We start from the raw sequence: 11,803 nt of genomic DNA on the forward strand, positions 1-11,803 counted from the left end.
AATTTCTTCGCATTGGGAGGATGAAAAGAATATGGAACCAATTAATATCGTAAACAGTATCATTACGCCACTGGATCGTAAAAATGTAGATACAGACCAAATTATTTCAAAAGAGTTTTTAAAACGTATTGAACGCACGGGGTTCGGAGAGTTTTTATTTTATCACTGGCGATTTGATGCAGATGGCAATGAAGTAAAAGACTTCGTGTTAAATAAACCAGAATTTAAAGACTCGAAAATTTTAGTTGCACAGGATAACTTCGGTTGTGGCTCATCACGTGAGCATGCTCCTTGGGCAATTCTAGACTACGGCTTTAACGTTGTCATTGCACCATCATTTGCGGATATCTTCCACAATAACTGCTATAAAAATGGGATTTTACCAATTAAACTAACTGAAGCAGAGTGTGATGAAATTTTGGCAAAAGGTTTAAAAGCACCGTACAGTGTAGAAGTAAACCTTGGAAATCAAACAGTAACAGGGGAAGACGGCATAGTATATAACTTTAGCATCGATCCTTATTACAAAGAAACGTTATTAAATGGTTGGGATGAAATCGCCTTGACGATTAAATATGAAGAGCAAATCGCTGCATACGAAGCGCAACGTGTAGCTTATTAATTTAGATAATAACAGCTGATTAGGAAGTTCTTTCTAATCAGCTGTTTTCTGTATTAACACTAATGATTTTAGTAATAGTGGGAGTAATTACTAGTGAATTTGGTTCTTTGTTATAAAACAGGACAAAAAAGTACTATTGTGTATCATTTTCTGTTGACAAATTAGGATGACTATTTTATATTTGTGTAACTGATTACACATTTAGGTTATACTTATTTGGTATTTACGTTATACTCAATACATATAGAAATGTTAAATGTATGAATGTGTAACCGATTACACAACGTATTATACCTCCTAAAGGATGATGGCGATGGCGAATATTAAAGATGTTGCAAAGCATGCGAGTGTGTCTGTGGCAACGGTTTCACGATTTTTAAATAAAAAAGGCTATGTCAGTGAGGCTGCTAAGGAAAGTATTGAAGCGGCGATTGCGTCACTTAATTATCGTCCAAATCAAGTGGCCCGTTCCCTTAGTACTAAACGAACCAATTTAATTGGTCTCATTGTACCTGATATAACGAACCCATTCTTTCCAGAGCTAGCAAGAGCAGTAGAGGATATTGCGCTTTCTTATGGCTATACGATTGTACTTTGTAATTCAGATGAAAAAGCAGAAAAAGAAGAATTATATATAAATATGTTGACGCAAAAATATGTCGCAGGCTTTATTGTTACGACTAACTTGCTAAAGGCGCCACATTATGAGGATGTTTCAGTGCCTATTGTAGCGCTTGACCGTACAATCAATCTTTCGATTCCTACTGTTACAACAGATAACGTAGAAGGAGCGAGGATTGGTACGGCACACTTACTAGCATGCGGAGCGAAAAACATCGTTTGTATGCGAGGTCCTGTTGGCTTAGGTCTGGCAGATGATCGTGTCAAAGGATTTATAGAGGCAACAGCAGATAAAGATGTGCAAACACATATTGTTGAATGCCCGTTTTCTTTTGAAGCCTCTGAAAAAATAGCAGAAAAGATTTTAATAGATTACCCTGATATTGATGGTATTTTTGCGAGTAGCGATACGTCAGCCATTGCTGCGCTAAAAGTGGCACAGGCGATGGGCAGACATGTACCAAATGATTTACAAATTGTCGGTTTTGATGGTGTGCAACTTGGAAAGATGGTGTCACCAGGCTTAACGACAGTTGCACAAGATATTTATAAGATGGGTGCCTATGCAACGAGAATGCTCATAAAGATGATTGAAGACACTTCTTTAACAGAGAAAAATGTCACAGTATCTGCTGAGTTGATCGTGCGTGGCACGACGAGAAAGGACTAAAATTATGATTACAGTCATTGGTAGTATAAATATGGACTTAGCAGTGCAAATGAATGTTTTCCCACAGCAGGGAGAAACGGTTCATGGTGAATTATTCAAGACAATTCCTGGGGGCAAAGGTGCAAATCAAGCGGTTGCAGCAGCTCGTTTAGGCAGTCAGGTTACAATGGTAGGCTGTGTCGGCGAGGATGGCTTCGGAGAAACGATGCGTACGATTTTGGACAATGAAAATATTAACGTGGATGCAGTTAAAACGACAAGTGCTCCGACGGGCATTGCCAATATTTTAGTGCATGAAAATGATAATCGTATCATTGTCGTTCCGGGTGCAAATTACGAGATGAGCCCAGCGCATATCGACGCAGTGAAGGATGTTATTAGTAACAGCCAAATGGTCATTATGCAGCTAGAAATTCCTATTGAAACGACTGAATATGCACTTAAGATGTGTAAAGAAGCAAATGTGCCGGTGCTCTTTAATCCAGCACCAGCAGCGAACTTTAATAGTAAGTGGATGGACGATATCACGTATATTACGCCAAATGAAACAGAATGTGCTTTACTATTTGGCGAAGATTTTGAGCAAGTATTAGAACAGTATCCTAATAAATTGATTGTAACGCTAGGTAGTGATGGTGCACGTTTCTTTGACGGAGAGCATCATATTCATGTGCCAGGGTATATGACAAAAGCAGTCGATACAACAGGAGCAGGTGATACATTTAACGGGGCGTTAGCACATGCATTAGCTGAAGGACAATCACTAGACGAGGCTGTGTATTTTGCAAATATAGCTGGTTCGTTATCTGTTGAAAAGTTTGGTGCTCAAGGTGGTATGCCAACATTGAATGCGGTATATGCCCGTTTAGGGGGCTTTGAGGAATGAAAAAACAAGGGATATTAAACCGTGAGCTAGCAGGTATTTTTGCAAAATTAGGTCATACAGATCAAATTGTCATTGCTGACTGCGGGTTACCAATTCCCGATGGTGTTACATGCATCGATCTAGCCTATAAACTAGGCGAGCCAAGCTTTTTAACGATTTTAAATACGGTACTGGATGATTTGAAAGTTGAGCAAGCCTATTTAGCAGAAGAAATAAAAGATGGTAACCCACTTGTAAATGAAGCAGTACAGGAGAACTTACCACAAATTGCTTACATTACGCACGAACAATTTAAACAACAAACAAAAATAGCAAAAGTCATCATTCGTACAGGTGAAACAACGCCTTACGCAAATGTGATTTTACAAAGTGGTGTCATTTTTTAGGAAGAAGGTACGTAGTCATGATTGAAATGTCTGGTATATCGAAAGCATTTAGTGGAAATGTTGTACTGCAAGATGTACAGTTTTCAATTGCAGACGGTGAAATTCACGCACTGATGGGTGAAAATGGCGCTGGTAAATCAACGTTAATGAAGATATTAACAGGTATTTATGCGCGTGATACAGGAGAAGTAAAAGTAGATGGACAACCGGTTGTTTTCCATTCACCCAAAGAGGCAGAAGCACTTGGGATTGCAGTGATTCACCAAGAATTAAATATCTTGCCTGCTTTAACAGTGGCAGAAAATTTGTTTTTAGGAAATGAAAAAACATATGGCCCTACAGGTATTTTAAAAACACGAGAAATGAATAAAGAAGCAACACGAATTTTAGCAAAACTCGGTCTTGAATTAGATGTTCGCCAACTTGCTGGGGAATTATCTGTCGGCAAACAGCAAATTATTGAAATTGCCAAAGCAATTGCGAGTGATGCGAAATACATCATCATGGATGAACCGACTGCGGCACTTACAGATCGTGAAATCGAAACGTTATTTTCTACGATTCATGAGCTAAAGGCAAAAGGCATTTCATTCGTCTACATTTCTCACAGAATGGAAGAGATTTTTGCGATTTGTGACCGTATTACAATTTTACGTGATGGGCAATACGTTGGCGTACGTACTATTAAAGACACGACATTCGATGAGATTGTGCAAATGATGGTAGGACGTGAGCTTGGCGAGCGTTTCCCAGAACGTAATGTAAAAATTGGTGAAGTCAAACTAGAAGTGAAAAATTTAAGCTGCGACCATGTATGTCAAAACATTGATTTCTCAGTGCGTAAGGGTGAAGTGCTGGGGATTGCAGGTTTGATGGGTGCTGGCCGTACTGAAGTGGCACAAGCAATTTTCGGTTATCGTAAAAAAACTGCAGGTGAAATTGTCATAGATGGTCAAAAAGTGTCGATAGCCAATCCGATTCAAGCGATGAACCACAAAATTGCATTTGTTACGGAAGATCGAAAATCAGAAGGCTTAGTATTGGATTTTTCTATTAAAGAAAATATGATGCTGACAAACTTAGAAAAGATCTCAAAAACAGGCATTGTGAATAAAGTGCGTGAAGAAGATATTTGCCAAGGCTATATTGAGCAATTACGTATACGTACTTCAAGTGCCAATCTAGCTGTAAAATCACTGAGCGGTGGGAATCAGCAAAAGGTTGTTATCGCCAAATGGTTAGGTACAGAGCCTGAAATACTTATTTTAGATGAACCGACTCGCGGCGTGGATATCGGTGCGAAAAAGGAGATTTATACAATCATTAATGAGCTTGCTGAACAAGGTGTAGCCGTTATTATGATTTCATCTGAATTACCAGAAGTAATTGGAATGGCAGACCGCGTACTCGTTATGCATGAAGGTAAACAAACAGCTATTTTACAACAAGATGAACTAACACAAGAAACTATCATGCATTATGCAACAGGAGGGGAAAAAGGTGTTCAAATCTAATTCCAAAGCGTTGCTATCCAAGCTTGGTCCACTATTAGGACTGTTACTAATTGTTATTATTGTAACGATTTTAAACCCGAGCTTTGCGACAGCTTCCAATATTTTGAACGTACTACGTCAAGTATCCATTAGTGCACTTATTGCTTTTGGTATGACATTTATTATTTTAACGGGTGGTATTGATTTATCGGTCGGCTCAACATTAGCACTAACAGGGGCAGTTGCAGCAAGTATGCTTGCAAGCGGCATGGACCCAATTTTAACAATGTTTGTTGCGTTGATCCTAGGAACAATTCTAGGTGCAATTAACGGGATCATTATCGCCAAAGGGAAAGTGGCACCGTTTATTGCAACATTAGCAACAATGACTATTTATCGTGGGCTAACTCTTGTCTATACAGAAGGACGCCCTATTTCTGGTTTAGGTGATTCAATTTCGTTCCAAATGCTTGGGAAGGGTTATTTCTTTGGCATTCCAGTGCCTGTTGTGACAACAGCACTTGCCTTTGGTGTTTTATATTTCATCTTACACAAAACAACATTTGGTCGTCGTGTGTATGCAGTTGGTGGCAATGAGGATGCGTCTCGTTTATCGGGTATTAGTGTAGATCGTGTAAAAATTGCTGTGTATTCATTAACAGGAACATTAGCGGCACTATCCGCATTAATTTTAACTTCACGCTTAAATTCTGCTCAGCCAACAGCTGGGACATCTTATGAACTTGATGCCATTGCAGCTGTCGTACTTGGTGGGACAAGCCTCACAGGTGGGCGCGGTTGGATTTTCGGTACGTTAGTGGGTGCGCTCATTATTGGTGTCCTAAATAATGGACTGAATTTAATCGGGGTATCTTCATTCTTCCAACAAGTTGTGAAGGGTGCTGTAATATTAATTGCGGTATTAATCGACCGTAAAAAAACAGTTTAAGAAAGAGGTAAACACATGAAGAAGTTACACTTATTATTCGCTGCGTTCGCGCTTGTTTTTGTGTTAGCAGCTTGTTCATTAGAAAATGGAAGCTCGTCAAAAGATGGCGACAAAGCTAAATCAAAAGATAGCCTTACAATTGGTTTATCAATTTCAACATTAAATAACCCGTTCTTCGTCACATTAAGCGAAGGTGCACAAACAAAAGCAGATGAGCTTGGTGCAAAGTTATCAGTAGCAGATGCACAAGATAACGCATCGAAACAAGCTAGTGACGTAGAAGATTTAATTCAACAAGGTGTAGATTTACTGTTAATCAACCCAGTTGATTCAGCGGCAGTAGCATCAGCAGTTGAAGCGGCAAATGCAGCTGGTATTCCTGTTATTACGGTGGATCGTACTTCTGAAGGTGGAGAAGTTGTGTCTCACATTGCATCTAATAATGTTGCAGGTGGCGTATTAGCTGGTGAATATTTAACTGAACTTGTGGGTAAAGGCGCAAAAATAGTAGAACTTGAAGGTGTCCCAGGTTCATCTGCTGCGCGTGATCGTGGTGAAGGTTTTAACAAAGCGATCGAAGGGCAATTAAAAGTTGTCGCAAAACAAACAGCAAACTTCAACCGAGCAGAAGGCTTAACAGTTATGGAGAATATTTTACAAGCAAATCCTAATGTTGTTGGTGTATTTGCACATAACGATGAAATGGCTTTAGGTGCATTAGAAGCAATCGCAGCAACTGGTAAAGATATTAAAGTGATAGGCTTCGATGCAACGGATGATGCACAAGCAGCAGTAAAAGCTGGTACTATGGCAGCAACAGTTGCACAAAAGCCAGAAGAAATCGGTTCAAAAGCGATTGAAACAGCTATCCAATATTTAAAAGATGAAGCTGTAGATGCAAGCATTCCAGTAGAGCTTGAACTAATTAAAAAGTAATTTGGTAATAGATGAACCTCTCTTTCAATTGAAGGAGAGGTTTTTATGATTTTTATGGTAAAAATTACATTATTGTCGGGTGTTTAGTATAAAAATACAAAACGGAATAAATTATTATGAAAGATATCCTAATTGTGACAATCTCGAATAAGCAAATTGTCCTTTTTTGTTGTATATTGTAAATACTATATGTAAGGAAAAGGGGAATCTCATCTATAATAGAAGTATAGTTATACGAGGGGGGATTGGGTATGACGAATTTAGAAGAGAAGCTGGTTGGAAGTGTAGCTACTACTAATAATGTGCTGCCACAGCTAGTCGACAATTTGCGTAAATTGCACGGCATTATAATACAAAATACATATGTAAAAGATACGTCTAAGCATTTAGATCGGATTATTCAAGATGCCAACAACCAGACAATGGTGTTAATTATTGGAAAGGAACGAGTGGGGAAGACGACGCTTGTAAATGGTTTGTTAGGTCGTACGCTTTTGTCTGTAAATGACAGTAATCCAACAGGTGTTAATACTTTTTTGCGATATGGTGAGCGGGAGAAAATTAAAGCCTATTTTTTAGACGGCGTAATCGCTGTTTTTGATATTAGTAAGCTTGAGTTACTAACAACTGGTGATACATTTGCTTCTCAAATTTTACGTGAACATTTAGATTATTTAGAAGTATATGTGAAACATGATTTACTAAAATCAGTGACGATTATTGACTCTGTTTCTCTAGAAGCAGGTAATGGGGATAAGGCATATTTCTCTGAATCACTTATTAATCGTGTCGACGAAATTTTTTGGGTGTTACGTAGTGGCTCAATGGCGATTGATGCAGAAATTAAGTTAATGGAAGTGTTGAAAAATAACGGGAAAGAGCCACTTTGTGTTGTCAATGCTATCGATATGAAAAATACGGAACCAGAAGCTTTTATCGCAACCGAAAAGGGACGAATTGGTCACTTAGTGAGTGATTTCGTAACGGTTTCTGCGAAAAATGCATTGGAAGCCCAATATACGGAAAATGAGGCACTTTGGCAGCAAAGTCAATATTCTGAGCTCATCGAACAAATTAACCGTGTAGCAACGAAAAGTGATAAGAAGACATCTGCAATTTTAATCCGCTTTTTACAATGGTTAGAGCGGTTCCGCTTTGAATTAACAGTTATTCCACAGCGTGATCCATTTAAATCTGCTGTAGAAAATATTGAAAAATATACGGGTGATTCGCAATATGAGTTTTCTCGTTATCAACGAGATTTAGCCATTGTTGGGGAGTATGAGCATGAGTATAAGCAAGTAACAGAAATTTTTACGAATGTGCATACGCTTTATCAGCTTTTACAAACAATTGAACAATATGATTTTTTACAGGATCCTATTGTTAATGCCTTTTCTGAAAAAGCAATTTCCTATCAGCAAATGCTACGAGAATATCGAAGCATGCATAGTGAATATATTCGTGAATATGATCGACTTGACGTACAACATAAAAAAATTCATGGAAAAGGACTTATTAAAGCCATTTTCGGTCATCACACACAAAATGAATTTTTCAAAGAGCGCGTTGATAAGCTGAATGATCAGCAAGAGAATTGTGTTGCATTATTTGAAAAAGTACGTGTAGATGAGATGGTACTATTGGAAAACATTTCTGAAACACAAAATTATTTAATGAATTTAACGAAAAATCGTTTATCTCAAGTGGAACAAAAAGTACAAGAGCTAAATGATCAACGAGCTAAAGAAAAGCTTCAATTAAAATCGTATGCTTCAAAACTGAATGAATTTACTTGTTTAATCGAAGCACAGGGCTATTTAAACGATGCAATTGAACCGTTTTTAATGGATGAAAACTTGCCATTACGCGATAAAGACCGTGTGATGTTAAAAGAAACAATCAATAGTATTTGTGCAATTGATTTATCATACAACGGTCTGTTGGCACGTAGCCATATGAAAAATCAAATAGAAAGTAAGGCGATTCCATTTGATTTTGAAGAAAAATATCCGCTACATGCACTAGCGTTAACAGAACTAGATATTAAATCTAATGATATTCCAGAAATTCCGAAAAAACTTGTTGTTCAATACGGAAGCGAATAATAAATAATACTGAAGAGGTTGTCTCAACGAATGATGAGATAACCTCTTTTATATAGGCTATTTTCTAAAAGATTATTGCTATTCAACTAACCAGCCTAATCATATGTTAACAAGTAGATGGTGTACATATTAGTTGACGGGTTCGAGTCCCAGACGCAGATCCGTTCTACCCAGGCTACTAACAATCTATAAATTGAATAAAAAATAGTCAACCAGATTTCTCTGGCTGAACTTATAATACAAACAGGGGCAAGAGTTTAAGACCCGGCTGCCGAAATCAATGGCAGCTTTTCTTATTGAGCTAACGGAGCAGGATAGTTGAAGAAGAAGGGTTAAATAGAAAAATGTAGAATTGTTTAAGAAACGGAGAAGGTAATTATTTTGATTATTAATGTAAGCGTGAAGATTAAGGTCTTTATACTAACTAAAGGGAGCTAATTATGAAAGCTATAGTGTTTGATTTTGATGGAACATTGGCAAATACTTTACCGATTTGTTTTTATGCTTTTCAAAATGTATTTAAAGAATTTGATAAAAAGGATCTTACTTCAAATGAAATTAAAGAAATGTTTGGTCCTTCTGAAACAGGTATTATTATAAATAACCTTTCAAATCCTAATAAGGAAGATGCAATTGAATATTTCTATACTAAATATTCAGAATCACATAAAAGTTTGGTAGAAGTCAATCCTGACATTTTTGAATTATTAATGTCCTTGAAAGAAGCAGAAATAAAAATAGGGATTTTTACGGGAAAGGCAAAAAGAAGCTTAGATATCTCTCTAAAAGCATTAGATATGGAAGGATTGTTTGATGTCATAATAACTGGTGATGATGTTATAAAACCTAAACCTGATCCTGAGGGCTTATTAAAAGCAATATCTCTTTTAGATGTAGAAAATTCTGAGGTGATTTATGTTGGAGATAGTGATGCTGATATAGTTGCCGGTGTAAAAGCTAATGTCTTTACAATTGGCGTACAATGGTTACCCGAATATCAAACATCTGCATTTATGGAACAACCTGATTCAATCATAAAAAGTGTAATGGAATTTAAAAGTTTCTGTAAAGGGGGAGGCTTATGAGTAATCAATGGTTGGAGTGGGCAAAAAGAATTCAATCAATATCTCAGGCAGGATTAACCTTTTCTAAAGATATCTATGATATCGAGCGTTACGAGGAATTACGTAAGATTAGTGTGGAGATTATGTCGGAGTACACAGAACTTGAAATGAACAAAATTAAGGACTTATTTACAAATGAGACTGGTTACCAAACTCCTAAAGTCGATGTTCGTGGCGTAGTTTTTAAAAACCAACAAATTTTAATGGTAAAAGAAAATAGTGATGATAAATGGGCTTTACCGGGTGGGTTTTGTGATATTGGATTATCCCCTTCAGAGAATGTAGTAAAGGAAATTAAAGAGGAATCTGGTTATGATGTAATCCCAATCAGATTAATTGCTTTATTGGATAAAAATAAACACACACATCCTCCAGAACCATATCATTACTATAAGATATTTATTTTGTGTGAGATTATTGGAGGGGAAGCTACTATAGGTATTGAAACGAATAACATTCAATTTTTTTCGGAACACAATTTACCACAGCTTTCTACTAATAGAAATACCAAGTCACAAATTAATACTCTTTTTGAATTTTTGCGGACCCCAGAAAAGGAAACCTTATTTGATTAAAATTAAAGGGTTATTTTATTTGAAATTGCATTAATCCAAAAAAAACGCTGTTTTTGTAGATATTCTTGTTAAACTAACAAACGCTTTTGTTGAATATTCGATTCACGAAATACTCAAATTAAAGCAGTATTTATTCCGTAAAATGTAAAATCGAAGCTGTTTTTTCACAAGACAGTAAGAGCAACAATCATTGAGAAAACAGCCTTAATATAAAAGAGGAAATGTTGAAATAACCCGCTTTATATTGATAAAAGGAGATTGAATGTGTCAAGCTGGATACGAATATTTTAGCATCAAACAAATGAATAGAAAACGAGGTGGAGTATAGGTGGGAATATTTTTAATGCTAGTCGCAATTGTTTTGTTGTTTGATGGGCATGTAATAAGGAATCAGAATAACGAGTTAAAAAAACAAAATGAAGAAATTTTAGCGCGATTAGATGAATTGATAAAAGTTAAAGAATAGTGGTGAGGTACATAAACCGGTGGGATAAGCGCTCAGCCCAGGGAAAGCGACCGCGAAGTAGTACATAAGATAAAATACATATTTTGTAAAATGACAGAAAATGATGTATTTGACATACGACTTAATTATAAATAAGTTGTATGTCAAATTAGTAATTTGAAGAAAAATATACAATTTTTAACCGACATAAATGTAAGCCACTTAAAATAATCTCAGCGAAAATATTGTAACTGTTGGAAAAGTTGTTCAAACAATTTATTTTCGTCGCATTGCTCGAATCATTTTTTTCGTGTCTGCATCGATGCGTAATGATTCAGTAATTTTTTGCAGTGCTTTATTGTACGTAAATAAATCAAGGTTGTTATTTTGCAAATAGGGCATTGTCTCTTTCGGCATTTTAATATAGCAAATGGACACGGCCCAGGCAACAGCCATTTTTACGTAGTAGTCCTCGTGGGAAACCCCGTCGAGTAGTCGTAATGTTTCTTGAATATACCGCTCATCGACATAATAATTTAGTAGCATTACAACAGCAAAGCGAATGTCGTACGCTTCTTTTGATTTAAAGTAAGGCTGAAGGAAATCCCAAACAAGTGCTTGATTGGATTTCGTAAATTTAAGCCCTGAGCAAAAGCTATCACAAACCGACCAGTTATCGATTTTCGGGATAAACTGCGCAATCAGTGGTAGCTTTTCTTGTGGTGACACTTTCATATAGCCAATAACCATACCTTGCAGCAATAATTCCTCAAAATATGTACCCTGAGCCGTTTGTAAGTAGGTAAGTGGTTCAGTTTTAGCGATTTCTTTTGCTATTTGTCGTAGCAATGGAACACGAACACCAATGATTGTTTTAGCATCAATGTTGGGGATTAAAGCTGACGAAAATTGTTGGTATTTACTATCTTGTAGGGCGAATAATTGTTCACGAATATTCATAAAAAACACTCCTTCTTTTGTATTGTAC

General features: G+C 36.7%; 12 protein-coding genes. 11 read left to right on the top strand and 1 reads right to left on the bottom strand.

Annotated features, from left to right (window positions below; translation table 11 throughout):
- Window positions 1-31: 31 nt before the first annotated feature.
- The 11 genes from leuD (at window position 32) to AEA09_RS19850 (ending at window position 10,836) form a co-directional block, all read left to right on the top strand.
- Window positions 32-622 (top strand): 3-isopropylmalate dehydratase small subunit, encoded by a 591-nt coding sequence (gene leuD, locus AEA09_RS06725; RefSeq protein WP_053583103.1) that lies wholly within the window; start codon window positions 32-34, stop codon window positions 620-622.
- 313 nt (window positions 623-935) lie between these two features.
- Window positions 936-1,913 carry a LacI family DNA-binding transcriptional regulator gene (locus AEA09_RS06730; RefSeq protein ID WP_053583104.1) on the top strand — a complete coding sequence of 326 codons (978 nt, stop codon included), beginning with the start codon at window positions 936-938 and terminating at the stop codon, window positions 1,911-1,913.
- Window positions 1,914-1,917: 4 nt separating this feature from the next.
- Window positions 1,918-2,799 carry a ribokinase gene (gene rbsK, locus AEA09_RS06735; protein ID WP_053583105.1) on the top strand — a complete coding sequence of 294 codons (882 nt, stop codon included), beginning with the start codon at window positions 1,918-1,920 and terminating at the stop codon, window positions 2,797-2,799.
- Window positions 2,796-3,185, top strand: a complete 390-nt coding sequence (gene rbsD, locus AEA09_RS06740) for a D-ribose pyranase (protein WP_053583106.1) — start codon at window positions 2,796-2,798, stop codon at window positions 3,183-3,185. Before rbsK ends, rbsD begins: the two co-directional genes overlap by 4 nt.
- A gap of 17 nt (window positions 3,186-3,202) precedes the next feature.
- Complete coding sequence (locus tag AEA09_RS06745) at window positions 3,203-4,699, top strand: sugar ABC transporter ATP-binding protein (RefSeq protein WP_053583107.1); 1,497 nt, start codon at window positions 3,203-3,205, stop codon at window positions 4,697-4,699.
- Window positions 4,686-5,627, top strand: a complete 942-nt coding sequence (gene rbsC, locus AEA09_RS06750) for a ribose ABC transporter permease (protein ID WP_053583108.1) — start codon at window positions 4,686-4,688, stop codon at window positions 5,625-5,627. Before AEA09_RS06745 ends, rbsC begins: the two co-directional genes overlap by 14 nt.
- A gap of 15 nt (window positions 5,628-5,642) precedes the next feature.
- The gene (gene rbsB, locus AEA09_RS06755; RefSeq protein WP_053583109.1) at window positions 5,643-6,563 is read left to right on the top strand and encodes a ribose ABC transporter substrate-binding protein RbsB; all 921 of its coding nucleotides are present in this window, start codon (window positions 5,643-5,645) and stop codon (window positions 6,561-6,563) included.
- A gap of 251 nt (window positions 6,564-6,814) precedes the next feature.
- Window positions 6,815-8,671 (top strand): dynamin family protein, encoded by a 1,857-nt coding sequence (locus AEA09_RS06760; RefSeq protein WP_053583110.1) that lies wholly within the window; start codon window positions 6,815-6,817, stop codon window positions 8,669-8,671.
- Window positions 8,672-9,108: 437 nt separating this feature from the next.
- Complete coding sequence (locus AEA09_RS06765) at window positions 9,109-9,756, top strand: HAD family hydrolase (RefSeq protein ID WP_053583111.1); 648 nt, start codon at window positions 9,109-9,111, stop codon at window positions 9,754-9,756.
- On the top strand, window positions 9,753-10,370 hold the full coding sequence (locus AEA09_RS06770; protein WP_053583112.1) for an NUDIX hydrolase: 618 nt from the start codon (window positions 9,753-9,755) through the stop codon (window positions 10,368-10,370). Before AEA09_RS06765 ends, AEA09_RS06770 begins: the two co-directional genes overlap by 4 nt.
- A 328-nt stretch (window positions 10,371-10,698) precedes the next feature.
- Window positions 10,699-10,836: a hypothetical protein gene (locus AEA09_RS19850; protein WP_156312069.1), complete on the top strand. Its 138-nt coding sequence runs from the start codon at window positions 10,699-10,701 to the stop codon at window positions 10,834-10,836.
- Window positions 10,837-11,091: 255 nt separating this feature from the next.
- On the opposite strand, the gene AEA09_RS06775 is transcribed toward AEA09_RS19850, so the two are convergent.
- A complete protein-coding gene (locus AEA09_RS06775; protein WP_053583113.1) occupies window positions 11,092-11,775 on the bottom strand; it encodes a DNA alkylation repair protein in 684 nt (227 codons plus the stop codon).
- Window positions 11,776-11,803 lie beyond the last annotated feature (28 nt).

Origin of the sequence: Lysinibacillus contaminans (assembly GCF_001278945.1) — a bacterium.
In the GTDB taxonomy this organism is placed as follows: Bacteria; Bacillota; Bacilli; order Bacillales_A; family Planococcaceae; genus Lysinibacillus; species Lysinibacillus contaminans.

Coding starts and splice junctions, on each gene's coding strand:
- AEA09_RS06760 (WP_053583110.1), top strand. CDS start 6,815: ATGACGAATTTAGAAGAGAAGCTGGTTGGAAGTGTAGCTACTACTAAT.
- AEA09_RS06775 (WP_053583113.1), bottom strand. CDS start 11,775: ATGAATATTCGTGAACAATTATTCGCCCTACAAGATAGTAAATACCAA.
- AEA09_RS06745 (WP_053583107.1), top strand. CDS start 3,203: ATGATTGAAATGTCTGGTATATCGAAAGCATTTAGTGGAAATGTTGTA.
- rbsB (WP_053583109.1), top strand. CDS start 5,643: ATGAAGAAGTTACACTTATTATTCGCTGCGTTCGCGCTTGTTTTTGTG.
- AEA09_RS06770 (WP_053583112.1), top strand. CDS start 9,753: ATGAGTAATCAATGGTTGGAGTGGGCAAAAAGAATTCAATCAATATCT.
- leuD (WP_053583103.1), top strand. CDS start 32: ATGGAACCAATTAATATCGTAAACAGTATCATTACGCCACTGGATCGT.
- AEA09_RS06730 (WP_053583104.1), top strand. CDS start 936: ATGGCGAATATTAAAGATGTTGCAAAGCATGCGAGTGTGTCTGTGGCA.
- rbsK (WP_053583105.1), top strand. CDS start 1,918: ATGATTACAGTCATTGGTAGTATAAATATGGACTTAGCAGTGCAAATG.
- rbsD (WP_053583106.1), top strand. CDS start 2,796: ATGAAAAAACAAGGGATATTAAACCGTGAGCTAGCAGGTATTTTTGCA.